Origin of the sequence: Bacteroides sp. AF29-11, assembly GCF_003602895.1 — a bacterium.
GTDB lineage: Bacteria > Bacteroidota > Bacteroidia > Bacteroidales > Bacteroidaceae > Bacteroides > Bacteroides uniformis.
On record NZ_QTLY01000012.1, the window covers coordinates 54,019 to 68,943 of the forward strand.

General features: G+C 41.4%; 28 protein-coding genes. All 28 read left to right on the forward strand.

Annotated features, from left to right (window positions below; translation table 11 throughout):
- Positions 1–42 precede the first annotated feature (42 nt).
- The 28 genes from fusA (at position 43) to rpsK (ending at position 14,846) form a co-directional block, all read left to right on the forward strand.
- Positions 43–2,160 (forward strand): elongation factor G, encoded by a 2,118-nt coding sequence (fusA, locus tag DWZ03_RS18775; protein ID WP_117866807.1) that lies wholly within the window; start codon positions 43–45, stop codon positions 2,158–2,160.
- Between the two features lie 86 nt (positions 2,161–2,246).
- Positions 2,247–2,552, forward strand: coding sequence for a 30S ribosomal protein S10 (gene rpsJ / locus DWZ03_RS18780; protein WP_004291244.1), 306 nt, complete (start codon positions 2,247–2,249; stop codon positions 2,550–2,552).
- Between the two features lie 19 nt (positions 2,553–2,571).
- Positions 2,572–3,189: a 50S ribosomal protein L3 gene (rplC, locus tag DWZ03_RS18785; RefSeq protein ID WP_005825708.1), complete on the forward strand. Its 618-nt coding sequence runs from the start codon at positions 2,572–2,574 to the stop codon at positions 3,187–3,189.
- Positions 3,189–3,815, forward strand: a complete 627-nt coding sequence (rplD, locus tag DWZ03_RS18790; protein ID WP_005825707.1) for a 50S ribosomal protein L4 — start codon at positions 3,189–3,191, stop codon at positions 3,813–3,815. Before rplC ends, rplD begins: the two co-directional genes overlap by 1 nt.
- 16 nt (positions 3,816–3,831) lie before the next feature.
- On the forward strand, positions 3,832–4,125 hold the full coding sequence (gene rplW / locus DWZ03_RS18795) for a 50S ribosomal protein L23 (RefSeq protein WP_005825706.1): 294 nt from the start codon (positions 3,832–3,834) through the stop codon (positions 4,123–4,125).
- Positions 4,126–4,130: 5 nt separating this feature from the next.
- Entirely contained in the window at positions 4,131–4,955 is an 825-nt protein-coding gene (rplB, locus tag DWZ03_RS18800) for a 50S ribosomal protein L2 (protein WP_005825705.1), read from the forward strand.
- Between the two features lie 20 nt (positions 4,956–4,975).
- Positions 4,976–5,245 (forward strand): 30S ribosomal protein S19, encoded by a 270-nt coding sequence (rpsS, locus tag DWZ03_RS18805; RefSeq protein ID WP_002558070.1) that lies wholly within the window; start codon positions 4,976–4,978, stop codon positions 5,243–5,245.
- A gap of 36 nt (positions 5,246–5,281) precedes the next feature.
- Positions 5,282–5,692: a 50S ribosomal protein L22 gene (gene rplV, locus DWZ03_RS18810; RefSeq protein ID WP_004291236.1), complete on the forward strand. Its 411-nt coding sequence runs from the start codon at positions 5,282–5,284 to the stop codon at positions 5,690–5,692.
- A 5-nt stretch (positions 5,693–5,697) separates the two neighbouring features.
- Complete coding sequence (gene rpsC / locus DWZ03_RS18815; protein WP_004291235.1) at positions 5,698–6,429, forward strand: 30S ribosomal protein S3; 732 nt, start codon at positions 5,698–5,700, stop codon at positions 6,427–6,429.
- Between the two features lie 21 nt (positions 6,430–6,450).
- Entirely contained in the window at positions 6,451–6,885 is a 435-nt protein-coding gene (gene rplP / locus DWZ03_RS18820) for a 50S ribosomal protein L16 (protein ID WP_004291234.1), read from the forward strand.
- Positions 6,886–6,890: 5 nt separating this feature from the next.
- A complete protein-coding gene (gene rpmC, locus DWZ03_RS18825; RefSeq protein ID WP_005825702.1) occupies positions 6,891–7,088 on the forward strand; it encodes a 50S ribosomal protein L29 in 198 nt (65 codons plus the stop codon).
- On the forward strand, positions 7,085–7,354 hold the full coding sequence (gene rpsQ / locus DWZ03_RS18830) for a 30S ribosomal protein S17 (RefSeq protein ID WP_005825701.1): 270 nt from the start codon (positions 7,085–7,087) through the stop codon (positions 7,352–7,354). The genes rpmC and rpsQ overlap by 4 nt, the downstream gene beginning before the upstream one ends.
- Before the next feature lie 2 nt (positions 7,355–7,356).
- On the forward strand, positions 7,357–7,722 hold the full coding sequence (rplN, locus tag DWZ03_RS18835; RefSeq protein ID WP_005825700.1) for a 50S ribosomal protein L14: 366 nt from the start codon (positions 7,357–7,359) through the stop codon (positions 7,720–7,722).
- 20 nt (positions 7,723–7,742) lie between these two features.
- Positions 7,743–8,063, forward strand: a complete 321-nt coding sequence (gene rplX, locus DWZ03_RS18840; RefSeq protein ID WP_005825699.1) for a 50S ribosomal protein L24 — start codon at positions 7,743–7,745, stop codon at positions 8,061–8,063.
- The gene (gene rplE, locus DWZ03_RS18845) at positions 8,063–8,620 is read left to right on the forward strand and encodes a 50S ribosomal protein L5 (RefSeq protein ID WP_005825698.1); all 558 of its coding nucleotides are present in this window, start codon (positions 8,063–8,065) and stop codon (positions 8,618–8,620) included. Before rplX ends, rplE begins: the two co-directional genes overlap by 1 nt.
- A gap of 4 nt (positions 8,621–8,624) precedes the next feature.
- On the forward strand, positions 8,625–8,924 hold the full coding sequence (rpsN, locus tag DWZ03_RS18850; RefSeq protein ID WP_005825697.1) for a 30S ribosomal protein S14: 300 nt from the start codon (positions 8,625–8,627) through the stop codon (positions 8,922–8,924).
- A gap of 55 nt (positions 8,925–8,979) precedes the next feature.
- Positions 8,980–9,375: a 30S ribosomal protein S8 gene (gene rpsH / locus DWZ03_RS18855; RefSeq protein WP_004291226.1), complete on the forward strand. Its 396-nt coding sequence runs from the start codon at positions 8,980–8,982 to the stop codon at positions 9,373–9,375.
- Positions 9,376–9,390: 15 nt separating this feature from the next.
- The gene (rplF, locus tag DWZ03_RS18860) at positions 9,391–9,960 is read left to right on the forward strand and encodes a 50S ribosomal protein L6 (RefSeq protein WP_120130530.1); all 570 of its coding nucleotides are present in this window, start codon (positions 9,391–9,393) and stop codon (positions 9,958–9,960) included.
- 20 nt (positions 9,961–9,980) lie between these two features.
- Positions 9,981–10,325 (forward strand): 50S ribosomal protein L18, encoded by a 345-nt coding sequence (gene rplR, locus DWZ03_RS18865; RefSeq protein WP_005656518.1) that lies wholly within the window; start codon positions 9,981–9,983, stop codon positions 10,323–10,325.
- A gap of 5 nt (positions 10,326–10,330) precedes the next feature.
- Positions 10,331–10,849 carry a 30S ribosomal protein S5 gene (rpsE, locus tag DWZ03_RS18870; protein WP_005825693.1) on the forward strand — a complete coding sequence of 173 codons (519 nt, stop codon included), beginning with the start codon at positions 10,331–10,333 and terminating at the stop codon, positions 10,847–10,849.
- Between the two features lie 11 nt (positions 10,850–10,860).
- Positions 10,861–11,037, forward strand: a complete 177-nt coding sequence (gene rpmD / locus DWZ03_RS18875) for a 50S ribosomal protein L30 (RefSeq protein WP_004291222.1) — start codon at positions 10,861–10,863, stop codon at positions 11,035–11,037.
- Positions 11,038–11,067: 30 nt separating this feature from the next.
- On the forward strand, positions 11,068–11,514 hold the full coding sequence (rplO, locus tag DWZ03_RS18880) for a 50S ribosomal protein L15 (protein ID WP_005825692.1): 447 nt from the start codon (positions 11,068–11,070) through the stop codon (positions 11,512–11,514).
- A gap of 4 nt (positions 11,515–11,518) precedes the next feature.
- Positions 11,519–12,862 carry a preprotein translocase subunit SecY gene (secY, locus tag DWZ03_RS18885; RefSeq protein WP_005825690.1) on the forward strand — a complete coding sequence of 448 codons (1,344 nt, stop codon included), beginning with the start codon at positions 11,519–11,521 and terminating at the stop codon, positions 12,860–12,862.
- Between the two features lie 13 nt (positions 12,863–12,875).
- Entirely contained in the window at positions 12,876–13,676 is an 801-nt protein-coding gene (map, locus tag DWZ03_RS18890; RefSeq protein ID WP_005825687.1) for a type I methionyl aminopeptidase, read from the forward strand.
- Between the two features lie 9 nt (positions 13,677–13,685).
- Positions 13,686–13,904 (forward strand): translation initiation factor IF-1, encoded by a 219-nt coding sequence (infA, locus tag DWZ03_RS18895; protein WP_002558052.1) that lies wholly within the window; start codon positions 13,686–13,688, stop codon positions 13,902–13,904.
- A gap of 9 nt (positions 13,905–13,913) precedes the next feature.
- A complete protein-coding gene (ykgO, locus tag DWZ03_RS18900; protein ID WP_002558051.1) occupies positions 13,914–14,030 on the forward strand; it encodes a type B 50S ribosomal protein L36 in 117 nt (38 codons plus the stop codon).
- Between the two features lie 34 nt (positions 14,031–14,064).
- Positions 14,065–14,445 carry a 30S ribosomal protein S13 gene (rpsM, locus tag DWZ03_RS18905; RefSeq protein WP_004291218.1) on the forward strand — a complete coding sequence of 127 codons (381 nt, stop codon included), beginning with the start codon at positions 14,065–14,067 and terminating at the stop codon, positions 14,443–14,445.
- An 11-nt stretch (positions 14,446–14,456) separates the two neighbouring features.
- Positions 14,457–14,846, forward strand: coding sequence for a 30S ribosomal protein S11 (gene rpsK, locus DWZ03_RS18910; protein WP_002558049.1), 390 nt, complete (start codon positions 14,457–14,459; stop codon positions 14,844–14,846).
- Positions 14,847–14,925 lie beyond the last annotated feature (79 nt).

Sequence of the window (14,925 nt, forward strand, 5' to 3'; positions counted from 1 at the left end):
CAATTAGAAGATTAAAAAAACTTAAAGTAAGGGAATTAGAAAATGGCAAAGCATGATTTACATTTGACACGTAATATCGGTATCATGGCCCACATCGATGCCGGAAAGACAACGACTTCTGAACGTATTTTGTTTTACACGGGTTTGACCCACAAAATCGGTGAGGTACACGATGGTGCCGCTACAATGGACTGGATGGAGCAAGAACAAGAACGTGGTATCACTATCACTTCTGCTGCTACTACCACTCGTTGGAAATATGCCGGTGATACTTATAAAATTAACTTGATTGACACTCCGGGGCACGTTGACTTTACCGCTGAGGTAGAACGCTCTTTGCGTATTCTTGATGGTGCCGTTGCTGCTTATTGTGCAGTAGGTGGTGTTGAACCGCAATCTGAGACAGTTTGGCGCCAGGCTGATAAATATAACGTACCGCGTATCGCTTACGTTAATAAGATGGACCGTTCGGGTGCTGACTTCTTTGAGGTAGTCCGCCAGATGAAGGACGTTTTGGGCGCTAATCCGTGTCCTATCGTCATTCCTATCGGTGCTGAGGAATCTTTCAAAGGTCTGGTAGACCTTATCAAAATGAAAGCTATCTATTGGCATGATGAAACAATGGGTGCTGACTATACAGTAGAAGAAATTCCTGCAAATCTGGTAGACGAAGCTAATGAATGGAGAGATAAGATGCTCGAAAAAGTGGCTGAGTTTGACGATGCTTTGATGGAGAAATATTTCGATGATCCTTCTACCATTACAGAAGAAGAGGTTTTGAGAGCTCTCCGTAACGCAACAGTGCAAATGGCTGTCGTTCCGATGCTTTGCGGTTCTTCATTCAAGAACAAAGGTGTACAGACATTGCTCGATTACGTGTGTGCATTCTTGCCTTCTCCGCTGGATACAGAGAACGTTATCGGTACAAACCCCGAAACTGGTGCTGAAGAAGACCGTAAACCGAGCGAAGACGAAAAGACTTCTGCTTTGGCATTTAAGATTGCAACAGACCCGTATGTAGGTCGTTTGACTTTCTTCCGCGTTTATTCCGGTAAGATTGAGGCTGGTTCTTATATCTATAACTCTCGTTCTGGTAAGAAAGAACGCGTATCCCGTCTGTTCCAGATGCACTCAAACAAGCAGAATCCGGTAGAAGTTATCGGTGCTGGTGATATTGGTGCTGGCGTAGGTTTCAAGGATATACATACTGGTGATACATTGTGTGACGAAACTGCACCGATTGTATTGGAGTCTATGGACTTCCCGGAACCGGTAATTGGTATCGCAGTTGAGCCTAAGACTCAGAAGGATATGGATAAACTGTCAAATGGCTTGGCTAAGCTGGCTGAAGAAGATCCGACGTTTACAGTTAAGACTGACGAACAGACTGGTCAGACAGTTATCTCTGGTATGGGTGAGCTTCACTTGGATATTATCATCGACCGTCTGAAACGTGAGTTCAAGGTTGAATGTAACCAAGGTAAGCCTCAAGTTAACTATAAGGAAGCTATCACTAAGACAGTCAACTTGCGTGAAGTTTACAAGAAGCAGTCCGGTGGTCGTGGTAAGTTTGCTGATATTATCGTGAACATCGGCCCGGTTGATGAAGACTTCAAGGAAGGCGGATTGCAATTCGTCGACGAAGTGAAGGGTGGTAACATTCCTAAGGAATTTATCCCGTCTGTACAGAAAGGCTTCACTACTGCCATGAAGAATGGTGTATTGGCAGGTTATCCGTTGGATTCATTGAAAGTAACCTTGATTGACGGCTCTTTCCACCCGGTTGACTCAGACCAGTTGTCTTTCGAAATCTGTGCTATCCAGGCATATAAGAATGCTTGTGCCAAGGCAGGTCCGGTATTGATGGAGCCTATCATGAAACTGGAAGTTGTTACTCCGGAAGAAAACATGGGTGACGTTATCGGTGACTTGAACAAGCGTCGTGGCCAGGTGGAAGGTATGGAATCCAGCCGTTCCGGTGCACGTATCGTGAAGGCAATGGTTCCGCTGGCAGAAATGTTCGGTTACGTAACAGCATTGCGTACCATCACTTCTGGTCGTGCAACCTCTTCAATGGTATACTCTCACCACGCCCAGGTTTCCAACTCTATTGCCAAGGCAGTATTGGAGGAAGTAAAAGGTCGTGCTGACTTAATCTAAAAAAACTTGAAGTCCCGTAGGCTAGCGAATGACTCTTAGCCTGCGGAACTTCATCTTATATAACTATTTAATAACTAAAGACAGTAATGAGTCAAAAAATTAGAATCAAACTGAAATCTTACGACCACAACTTGGTTGACAAGTCAGCTGAGAAGATTGTAAGAACGGTGAAGACAACGGGCGCCATCGTTAGCGGTCCGATTCCTCTTCCTACGCACAAGCGTATCTTTACCGTGAACCGTTCGACTTTCGTTAACAAGAAGTCGCGTGAACAATTCGAACTCTCTTCTTACAAGAGACTGATTGACATCTATAGCTCAACAGCTAAGACAGTAGATGCTCTGATGAAGTTGGAGTTACCGAGTGGTGTGGAAGTAGAAATCAAAGTGTAAGTATTAAAAATTAAGTGAAATGCCAGGATTATTAGGAAAAAAAATCGGAATGACATCCGTTTTCAGTGCCGAGGGTAAGAATGTACCATGCACTGTTATCGAAGCAGGTCCTTGTGTTGTTACTCAAGTGAAAACTGTAGAAAAGGACGGTTATGAAGCTGTTCAGCTGGGCTTCCAGGACAAGAAGGAGAAGCACACTACAAAGCCTTTGATGGGCCACTTTAAGAAAGCTGGAGTAACTCCCAAGAAACACTTGGCTGAGTTCAAAGAATTTGAAACAGAGTTGAATCTGGGTGACACTGTTACCGTAGAACTGTTCAATGACGCAACTTTTGTTGACGTTGTAGGTACTTCTAAGGGTAAAGGTTTCCAGGGTGTAGTAAAACGCCATGGTTTTGGTGGTGTAGGCCAGACTACTCACGGTCAGCACAACCGCGCTCGTAAGCCGGGTTCTATCGGTGCTTGTTCTTACCCTGCAAAAGTATTCAAAGGAATGCGCATGGGCGGACAGCTTGGTGGCGACAGAGTAACTGTTCAAAACCTGCAGGTATTAAAGGTAATCGCGGAGCACAATCTTCTTTTGATTAAGGGATCTGTTCCTGGTTGCAAAGGTTCAATCGTAATAATTGAGAAATAATGGAAGTTAACGTATATAACATTAAAGGTGAAGACACTGGGAGAAAGATTACGTTAAACGAGTCTATCTTCGGAATTGAGCCCAACGACCACGCTATCTACTTGGATGTTAAACAGTTTATGGCTAACCAGCGTCAGGGTACACACAAGTCAAAGGAAAGAAGCGAAATCAGTGGTTCTACTCGTAAAATCGGTCGCCAGAAAGGTGGTGGTGGTGCACGTCGTGGTGACATGAACTCACCGGTACTTGTTGGTGGTGGACGCGTATTCGGTCCGAAACCGAGAGATTACTACTTCAAATTAAACAAAAAAGTAAAGGCTCTGGCTCGTAAGTCAGCTTTGTCATACAAGGCTCAGAACAACGCAGTTGTAGTAGTAGAAGACTTCTCTTTTGAAGCTCCGAAGACTAAAGATTTTGTTGCAATGACAAAAAATCTTAAAGTTTCTGACAAAAAGCTGCTTGTGATTTTACCAGAAGCAAATAAAAACGTATATTTGTCGGCTCGTAATGTGAAGGGTGCTAATGTGCAGACTATCTCAGGGTTAAATACTTACAGAGTATTGGACGCTGGGGTCGTTGTGTTTGCTGAAAGTGCACTTTCTGCTATCGACAATATCTTAATGTAAAAAGGAGGCTTAAATAATGGGAATTATTATTAAACCGTTAGTGACAGAGAAGATGACTGCAATTACTGATAAGACGAATAATCGTTTCGGCTTTATCGTGCGTCCTGAAGCTAATAAACTGGAAATTAAGAAGGAAGTTGAAGCCCTTTACAACGTTACAGTAGTTGATGTGAATACAATGAAGTATGCCGGCAAAAACAAGAGCCGCTATACTCGTGCCGGTATCATCAACGGACGTACGAATGCGTTCAAGAAGGCTATCGTTACGTTGAAAGAAGGAGATACTATTGATTTTTATAGCAATATTTAATAAAAATGGCAGTACGTAAATTTAAGCCCACAACACCGGGGCAAAGACATAAAATTATTGGTACTTACGAAGAGATTACTGCACGGGTACCAGAAAAGTCTCTTGTATTTGGTAAGAAATCTTCAGGTGGTCGTAACAACGAAGGTAAGATGACTATGCGCTACATCGGTGGCGGTAGTAAGAAGATTATTCGTATCGTAGATTTCAAGAGAAATAAAGACGGTGTGCCTGCAGTGGTTAAAACAATTGAATACGATCCGAATCGTTCGGCTCGTATCGCTTTGTTGTTTTATGCAGATGGAGAAAAAAGATATATTATTGCTCCCAATGGATTGCAAGTTGGTACGACTTTGATGTCAGGTGAGACTGCCGCTCCGGAAATCGGAAACGCACTTCCGCTTCAGAATATTCCGGTCGGTACTGTAATTCACAACATCGAATTACGTCCGGGACAAGGCGCTGCCTTGGTTCGCTCGGCTGGTAACTTCGCTCAGTTGACTTCTAGAGAAGGTAAGTACTGCGTTATCAAGTTGCCTTCAGGTGAGGTTCGTCAGATCCTCAGTACTTGTAAGGCTACTATTGGTAGTGTAGGTAACTCAGATCATGGATTGGAAAGTTCAGGTAAAGCTGGACGTTCTCGTTGGTTAGGACGTCGTCCGCGTAACCGTGGTGTTGTTATGAACCCGGTTGATCACCCGATGGGTGGTGGTGAAGGACGTGCTTCAGGAGGACACCCGAGATCTCGTAAGGGATTGTACGCTAAGGGTCTTAAGACAAGAGCTCCGAAGAAACAATCGTCTAAGTATATTATTGAGAGAAGAAAGAAGTAATCTGATTAATTGAGTAAATTATGAGTCGTTCATTAAAAAAAGGTCCGTATATTAACGTTAAGCTTGAGAAGAAAGTGCTTGCCATGAATGAATCGGGCAAGAAAGTGGTAGTTAAGACCTGGGCCAGAGCTTCAATGATTTCGCCTGATTTCGTAGGCCATACTGTTGCAGTTCACAACGGAAATAAATTTATTCCTGTTTATGTTACCGAAAATATGGTAGGACACAAGTTGGGCGAATTTGCTCCAACTCGTACTTTCAGAGGACACGCTGGTAACAAGAAAAAATAAAACAGGATTTATCTGAAATAATAAAGTAATAATATAATGGGAGCAAGAAAAAAAATATCGGCTGAAAAAAGAAAAGAAGCCCTTAAGACCATGTATTTTGCGAAATTGCAAAATGTTCCTACTTCCCCCCGTAAAATGCGTCTCGTGGCTGACATGATTCGCGGGATGGAGGTGAACAGAGCACTCGGCGTTTTGAAGTTCTCTTCAAAAGAGGCTGCCGCAAGAGTGGAAAAGTTGCTGCGCTCTGCAATTGCTAACTGGGAGCAGAAAAACGAACGTAAAGCTGAAAGTGGCGAGCTGTTCGTAACCAAGATTTTTGTTGATGGTGGTGCTACACTCAAAAGAATGAGACCGGCTCCGCAGGGTAGAGGTTACAGAATTCGTAAACGTTCAAACCACGTAACGTTGTTCGTTGGTTCTAAAAGTAATAACGAAGATCAAAATTAAGGTAAATGGGACAAAAAGTTAATCCAATAAGCAACCGTTTAGGAATTATCAGAGGATGGGATTCCAATTGGTATGGTGGAAAGAATTACGGCGATTCTCTGCTGGAAGATAGCAAGATTCGTAAATATTTGAACGCTCGTCTGGCAAAGGCTAGTGTGTCAAGAATTGTAATTGAACGTACACTGAAACTCGTGACTATTACCGTTTGTACTGCACGTCCGGGTATCATTATCGGCAAAGGTGGCCAAGAAGTTGACAAGTTGAAAGAGGAGTTGAAGAAGGTTACTGATAAGGATATTCAGATTAATATCTTCGAAGTTAAGAGACCAGAGTTGGATGCTGTTATCGTGGCTAACAACATTGCCCGTCAGGTTGAAGGCAAAATAGCCTACCGTCGTGCCATCAAGATGGCTATTGCCAATACAATGCGTATGGGTGCGGAAGGTATCAAGATTCAGATTTCAGGACGTTTGAATGGTGCAGAAATGGCCCGTTCTGAAATGTATAAGGAAGGAAGAACTCCGTTGCACACTTTCAGAGCAGATATCGACTATTGTCATGCAGAAGCATTGACTAAGGTTGGTCTTCTCGGCATTAAAGTTTGGATTTGTAGAGGTGAAGTTTATGGTAAGAAGGAGTTGGCTCCGAACTTTACGCAAAGCAAGGAAAGTGGTCGTGGAAGCAATAGCGGAAACAATGGCGGAAAGAACTTCAAAAGAAAGAAAAATAATCGCTAACGAATTTGATTTTTAGGAATTATGTTACAACCGAAAAAAACAAAATTCAGAAGACAACAAAAAGGCCGTCAAAAGGGTAATGCCCAAAGAGGAAACCAGTTGGCTTTCGGATCTTTTGGTATTAAGGCCTTGGAAACGAAATGGATTACAGGCCGTCAGATTGAAGCTGCGCGTATTGCAGTGACAAGATATATGCAACGTCAAGGACAGATTTGGATTCGTATTTTCCCCGACAAACCTATCACCAGAAAGCCTGCTGATGTGCGTATGGGTAAGGGTAAGGGTGCGCCGGAAGGATTCGTAGCGCCTGTTACACCGGGTAGAATTATTATCGAAGCCGAAGGAGTATCTTATGAAATCGCTAAAGAAGCTTTGCGCTTGGCTGCACAGAAGCTTCCTATCACAACTAAGTTTGTGGTTAGACGTGATTATGATATTCAAAATCAAAATGCGTAAGAAGTATGAAAACAGCAGAAATTAAAGAGATGCCTACCAGTGACTTGGTAGAAAGAGTTGAAGCAGAAGTAGCTAATTACAACCAAGTGATTTTAAATCATTCTATTTCTCCTTTGGATAATCCTGCTCAGATCAAACAATTACGCAGGACTATTGCGCGTATGAAGACTGAATTACGCCAAAGAGAACTTAACAATAAATGATGAGCTTGATGGAAGCAAGAAATTTAAGAAAAGAAAGAACTGGGGTTGTGCTGAGCAACAAGATGGATAAGACCATTACAGTAGCAGCTAAGTTTAAGGAGAAACACCCCATATATGGTAAGTTCGTTAGCAAGACGAAGAAGTACCATGCTCATGATGAAAAGAATGAGTGCAATATCGGCGATACTGTACACATCATGGAAACTCGTCCTTTGAGCAAGACTAAGAGATGGAGATTGGTAGAAATAATTGAAAGAGCTAAGTAATTATGATACAAGTAGAATCCAGACTTACAGTATGTGATAATAGTGGGGCAAAAGAGGCTCTCTGTATCCGCGTTTTGGGTGGTACAGGTCGTCGCTATGCTTCAGTAGGGGACGTGATTGTCGTTTCTGTTAAGAGCGTTATCCCTTCAAGTGATATTAAAAAAGGTGCAGTGTCTAAAGCTTTGATCGTACGTACTAAGAAAGAAATCCGTCGTGCTGATGGCTCTTACATACGTTTTGATGATAATGCTTGCGTGTTGTTGAACAATGCAGGTGAAATTAGAGGTAGTCGTATTTTCGGTCCGGTAGCTCGTGAACTTCGTGCTACTAACATGAAAGTTGTGTCACTCGCTCCTGAAGTACTTTAATATTGTAAAAGATTTGAGTAATGAGTAAATTACATATTAAAAAAGGCGATACAGTTTATGTAAACTCCGGTGAAGACAAGGGTAAGACTGGTCGTGTATTGAAGGTTCTTGTTGATAAAAACCGCGCAATCGTTGAAGGTATCAACATGGTGTCTAAGAGCACAAAACCGAATGCTAAGAACCCGCAAGGTGGTATTGTGAAGCAAGAAGCTTCTATCCACTTGTCAAACTTGAACCCCGTTGATCCAAAGACTGGCAAAGCAACGCGTGTTGGTAGAAAAGTAAGTGCTGAAGGCACTTTAGTGCGTTATTCTAAAAAATCAGGAGAGGAGATTAAGTAATGAGTAATACTGCTAGCCTTAAGAAAGAATATGCAGAGCGTATTGCGCCTGCATTGAAATCACAGTTCCAGTATTCTTCTTCTATGCAGATACCCGTACTTAAGAAGATTGTTATCAATCAGGGTCTGGGTATGGCTGTTGCCGACAAGAAGATTATTGAAGTGGCAATTAATGAAATGACTACTATCACTGGCCAGAAAGCCGTGGCAACCATTTCTCGTAAGGATATTGCAAACTTTAAGTTGCGTAAGAAAATGCCGATTGGCGTTATGGTAACTCTGCGTCGTGAGAGAATGTACGAATTCCTTGAAAAGTTGGTTCGTGTAGCTCTGCCTCGTATCCGCGACTTCAAGGGTATTGAAAGTAAGTTCGATGGTAAGGGTAACTATACCCTTGGTATTCAGGAACAAATCATTTTCCCTGAAATTAATATCGATAGTATTACTAGAATTCTCGGAATGAATATTACCTTTGTAACTTCTGCGCAAACAGATGAAGAAGGGTATGCCTTGTTGAAAGAATTCGGTTTACCGTTTAAAAACGCTAAAAAAGATTGATAATATGGCAAAGGAATCAATGAAAGCACGCGAAGTAAAGCGTGCTAAATTAGTAGCCAGATATGCCGAGAAAAGAGCTGCGTTGAAGCAAATCGTTAGAACCGGTGATCCTGCTGAAGCTTTTGAAGCTGCACAGAAATTGCAGGATTTGCCTAAAAATTCTAACCCGATTCGCATGCACAACCGTTGCAAGCTGACAGGTCGTCCCAAAGGATATATCCGTCAGTTTGGCATCTCCAGAATCCAGTTCCGTGAGATGGCTTCTAACGGTCTTATTCCCGGTGTAAAGAAAGCAAGCTGGTAATTATTGTTTTTAAATATTGTCAGGGTAGGCCTGATTAATTTAATTTATTTTTTATATGACTGATCCAATAGCAGATTATTTGACGAGGTTGCGGAACGCTATTCAAGCGAAGCACAGAGTTGTGGAAGTTCCGGCTTCTAATTTGAAAAAAGAAATCACTAAGATTCTTTTTGAAAAGGGCTACATTCTTAATTATAAGTTTGTAGAAGATGGTCCTCAAGGTACAATCAAAGTTGCCTTGAAGTATGATCCGGTAAACAAGGTTAACGCAATCAAGAAGCTGGAGAGAATCTCTTCTCCGGGTTTGCGTCAATATACCGGTTATAAAGACATGCCGCGTGTTATTAATGGTTTGGGTATTGCTATAATATCTACTTCCAAGGGTGTAATGACCAACAAAGAAGCCGCTGAACTGAAGATTGGTGGTGAAGTTTTGTGTTATGTATATTAATAGGAGGAATTAGCAATGTCAAGAATAGGAAAATTACCCATTAGTATTCCCGCTGGAGTAACAGTTACTCTGAAAGATGACGTGGTTACCGTTAAGGGACCCAAAGGCGAAATGAGCCAATATGTAAATCCTGCTATCAATGTTACCATCGAAGACGGTCATGTTGTTTTGGCTGAGAATGAAAATGCAATGCTGGATAACCCCAAGCAAAAGCATGCATTCCATGGATTATACCGTTCATTGGTGCACAACATGGTTGTTGGTGTATCAGAAGGATATAAGAAAGAATTGGAACTTGTCGGTGTAGGTTACCGTGCCTCTAACCAGGGAAATATCATTGAACTGGCTTTAGGTTATACTCACAGTATCTTTATACAGTTGCCTCCTGAAGTTAAAGTTGAGACTAGGTCTGAAAGAAACAAGAATCCTTTGATTATATTGGAATCTTGCGACAAGCAGTTACTTGGTCAAGTTTGCTCTAAAATACGTTCTTTCCGTAAGCCTGAACCGTATAAGGGTAAGGGTATTAAGTTTGTTGGCGAAGAAATTCGTAGAAAGTCTGGTAAATCAGCTGGTGCTAAATAATCATTTAAATTGATATTATTATGACAACAAAAATAGAAAGACGAATTAAGATCAAATATAGAGTACGCAACAAAATTTCAGGTACTACTGAATGCCCGCGTATGAGTGTATTTAGAAGTAACAAGCAAATCTATGTTCAGATTATCGATGACTTGTCCGGTAAGACATTGGCTGCCGCTTCTTCGTTGGGTATGACTGAAAAAATGCCTAAGAAGGAACAAGCTGCTAAAGTAGGTGAACTGATTGCGAAAAAAGCTCAGGAAGCAGGTATTACTACTGTTGTTTTCGACCGTAATGGTTACTTGTATCATGGGAGAGTAAAAGAGGTGGCTGATGCTGCCCGTAACGGTGGACTTAAATTTTAATCATTATGGCAGGACTTAATAATAGAGTTAAGATTACAAACGATATAGAGCTGAAAGACAGATTGGTTGCTATTAATCGTGTAACCAAAGTAACCAAAGGTGGTAGAACTTTTAGTTTCTCTGCTATTGTGGTAGTAGGAAACGAAGAAGGCATCATCGGTTGGGGCCTTGGTAAAGCTGGTGAAGTAACCGCTGCTATTGCCAAAGGTGTTGAATCTGCAAAGAAAAACCTGACAAGAGTGCCTGTACTGAAAGGTACAGTTCCTCACGAACAGTCTGCAAAGTTCGGTGGCGCTGAAGTATTTATTAAACCGGCTTCTCACGGTACCGGTGTTGTTGCTGGCGGTGCAATGCGTGCCGTATTGGAAAGTGTTGGTGTAACAGACGTTTTGGCTAAGTCAAAAGGTTCTTCCAACCCGCACAACTTGGTAAAGGCTACTATCTTGGCATTGAGTGAAATGCGCGATGCTCGTATGGTTGCCCAGAACAGAGGAGTTAGTATGGAAAAAGTATTTAGAGGATAAGGAGGAAGAATATGTCGACTATAAAGATTAAACAAGTTAAAAGTAGAATTGGTGCTCCTGCTGATCAGAAGAGAACTCTCGATGCACTGGGACTTCATAAGTTGAATCGTGTGGTTGAACACGAATGCACTCCTTCAATTCTTGGAATGGTGGATAAGGTTAAACACTTGGTTACCATTGTTAAGTAATTATTTGTTGAATATAAAACGAATTACAATATGAACTTAAGTAATTTAAAACCTGCAGAGGGATCTACTAAAACAAGAAAGAGAATTGGACGTGGTCCGGGTTCTGGCTTGGGAGGTACTTCTACTAGAGGTCATAAAGGAGCTAAATCAAGATCTGGATACTCTAAGAAAATCGGTTTTGAAGGTGGTCAGATGCCTCTTCAACGTCGTGTACCTAAGTTTGGCTTTAAAAATATCAATCGTGTAGAGTATAAGGCTATCAACTTGGATACAATTCAGAAATTGGCTGAAGCAAAGAACTTGCAGACTGTAGGTATCAGTGACTTCATTGCTGCTGGTTTCATTTCTGCAAGCCAGTTGGTAAAAGTATTAGGTAACGGAACTTTGACTGCTAAGTTGGATGTACAAGCACATGCATTTTCTAAGACTGCTGTTGCTGCCATCGAAGCTGCTGGTGGACAAGTAGTAAAACTCTAATTCAATGAGAAAAGCTATTGAAACATTAAAGAATATATGGAAAATTGAGGATCTGAGACAACGGATCCTCATTACCATATTGTTTGTGGCAATCTACCGTTTTGGTTCGTATGTCGTTTTGCCGGGTATCAATCCGTCAATGCTGACACAATTGCATCAACAGACAAGCGAAGGTCTTTTAGCCTTGTTAAATATGTTTTCCGGAGGAGCATTTTCCAATGCCTCTATTTTTGCATTGGGTATCATGCCGTACATCTCTGCCTCCATTGTGATTCAGTTGCTGGGTATTGCGGTTCCGTATTTCCAGAAATTGCAGCGCGAAGGTGAGAGTGGTAGAAGAAAAATGAATCAATATACTCGTTATCTGACGATTCTTATTCTTTTGGTTCAGGCTCCTTCTTATTTGCTCAATCTTAAGATGCAGGCTGGTCCTTCTTTAAATGCTTCATTAGATTGGACTCTGTTTATGTTTACTTCTACCATTATTTTAGCGGCTGGAAGTATGTTTATTTTGTGGCTTGGTGAGAGAATTACGGATAAGGGTATCGGTAATGGTATTTCGCTGATTATCATGATTGGTATCATCGCCCGTCTGCCACAGTCCTTATTCCAGGAATTGATTTCCCGTATGACGGACAAGACTGGTGGTCTGGTAATGTTCTTGATTGAGCTTGTTGTTCTGCTGGTTGTTATTGCATTCGCTATTCTTTTGGTGCAGGGAACTAGAAAGATTCCTGTACAATATGCGAAGAAGATCGTGGGTAACAAGCAATATGGCGGTGCTAGACAGTATATTCCTTTGAAGGTGAATGCTGCTAACGTGATGCCTATCATTTTTGCTCAGGCTATCATGTTTATTCCTATCACTCTTGTTGGGTTCTCAAATGTAAATGATGCAAGTGGTTTCGTACGTGCATTGACTGATCATACAAGCTTTTGGTATAATTTGATTTTTGCAGTGTTGATTATATTGTTTACGTATTTCTATACTGCAATTACTATTAACCCGACTCAGATGGCTGAAGATATGAAGAGAAACAATGGTTTTATTCCGGGTATCAAGCCAGGAAAGCAAACTGCTGAGTATATTGACGTGATTATGTCGCGTATTACTTTGCCTGGTTCTTTCTTCTTGGCCTTGGTTGCCATTATGCCTGCGTTTGCCGGTATATTCGGTGTGAAAGCTGAGTTTGCTCAATTCTTTGGCGGTACATCTTTGTTAATCCTTGTGGGTGTGGTGCTTGATACTCTCCAGCAGGTAGAAAGTCATTTGTTGATGAGACACTATGACGGTTTGCTGAAATCCGGACGTATTAAAGGCCGCAGTGGTAATGTAGCTGCATATTAATCTTTTTTGAAGAATGATATTTCTTAAAACAGAAGATGAAATAGAGCTGCTCCGCAAGAGTAATTTGCTTGTTGGAAAGACGTTGGCTGAGATAGCTAAGGTTATAAAGCCCGGAGTGACAACAAAAGAGCTGGATAGGGTGGCGGAAGAGTTCATCAGAGACAATGGTGCTGTTCCAACCTTTAAAGGTTTTCCTAATCAATATGGCGATCCGTTTCCAGCTTCTATTTGCACATCTGTAAATGACCAGGTGGTACATGGTATTCCGGGAGATGATGTGGTACTGAAAGATGGTGATATCGTGTCTGTTGATTGTGGTACTTACATGAATGGCTTTTGTGGCGACTCAGCCTATACGTTTTGTGTAGGTGAAGTTGACGAAGAAGTCCGCAAATTACTGAAGGTTACTAAAGAAGCATTGTACATAGGGATACAGAATGCCGTTCACGGCAAGCGGTTGGGTGATATCGGTTATGCGATACAGCAGCACTGCGAATCTAATTCTTATGGTGTGGTGCGTGAGTTTGTGGGTCACGGAATAGGCAAGGAAATGCATGAAGATCCTCAGGTTCCCAATTACGGAAAGCGTGGTTATGGGACAATGCTGAAGAAAGGCTTGTGCATTGCCATTGAACCGATGATAACTTTAGGTAACCGACAAATACTCATGGAGCGTGATGGCTGGACGGTGAGGACAAAAGACCGCAAGTGTGCAGCTCATTTTGAACATACGATAGCAGTCGGCACTGGTGAAGCTGATATATTGTCATCATTCGAGTTCATTGAAGAAGTATTAGGAGATAAAGCAATTTAAGAAATTAATATGGCAAAGCAATCTGCAATAGAACAAGATGGAGTTATAGTTGAAGCATTGTCTAATGCAATGTTTCGTGTTGAATTAGAAAACGGACATGAGATTACTGCACATATTTCCGGTAAGATGCGGATGCATTACATCAAAATCCTGCCAGGGGATAAAGTAAGAGTCGAAATGTCTCCTTACGATTTATCGAAAGGAAGAATTGTATTTAGATATAAATAAAATTAAGATATGAAAGTAAGAGCATCCTTAAAGAAACGTACGCCAGAGTGTAAGATCGTTAGACGTAATGGCCGTTTGTATGTTATTAACAAGAAAAATCCTAAGTATAAACAACGTCAAGGATAATATTATTATTTTTGCAAAAAAAATAATTTAGTATATGGCTATAAGAATAGTTGGTGTCGATTTGCCTCAAAACAAGAGAGGTGAAGTTGCGTTGACCTATGTATATGGTATAGGTCGTAGTAGTTCAGCAAAAATTTTGGATAAAGCAGGTGTTGACAGAGACCTGAAAGTAAAAGACTGGACGGATGATCAGGCTGCCAAGATTCGTGAGATCATTGGTGCAGAGTATAAGGTTGAAGGTGATCTTCGTTCTGAAGTTCAATTGAACATTAAGCGTTTAATGGATATCGGTTGTTATCGTGGTGTTCGTCATCGTATTGGTCTTCCAGTAAGAGGTCAGAGCACAAAGAACAATGCCCGTACTCGTAAGGGTAGAAAGAAAACCGTTGCTAATAAGAAAAAAGCTACTAAATAATAATTGTTGATATGGCAAAAAAAACAGTTGCAGCAAAAAAGAGAAATGTGAAGGTTGATGCTAATGGACAGTTGCATGTTCATTCATCTTTTAACAACATTATTGTTTCTCTGGCAAACAGCGAAGGTCAGATCATTTCTTGGTCTTCTGCCGGAAAGATGGGTTTTAGAGGTTCAAAGAAGAACACTCCCTACGCAGCACAGATGGCTGCTCAAGATTGTGCTAAGATAGCATACGATCTTGGCTTGAGAAAGGTAAAAGCATATGTGAAGGGCCCGGGTAACGGACGTGAGTCTGCTATTAGAACTATCCACGGTGCAGGTATCGAGGTTACTGAAATCATTGACGTAACTCCGCTTCCGCACAACGGTTGTCGTCCTCCGAAAAGACGTAGAGTTTAAAATTTACCTTTAATAGAAGTGAGACTTGATTTTGTTATTGGATTGTAAACTTTCTCTCTGCAATCGCGGCTGCAACAAA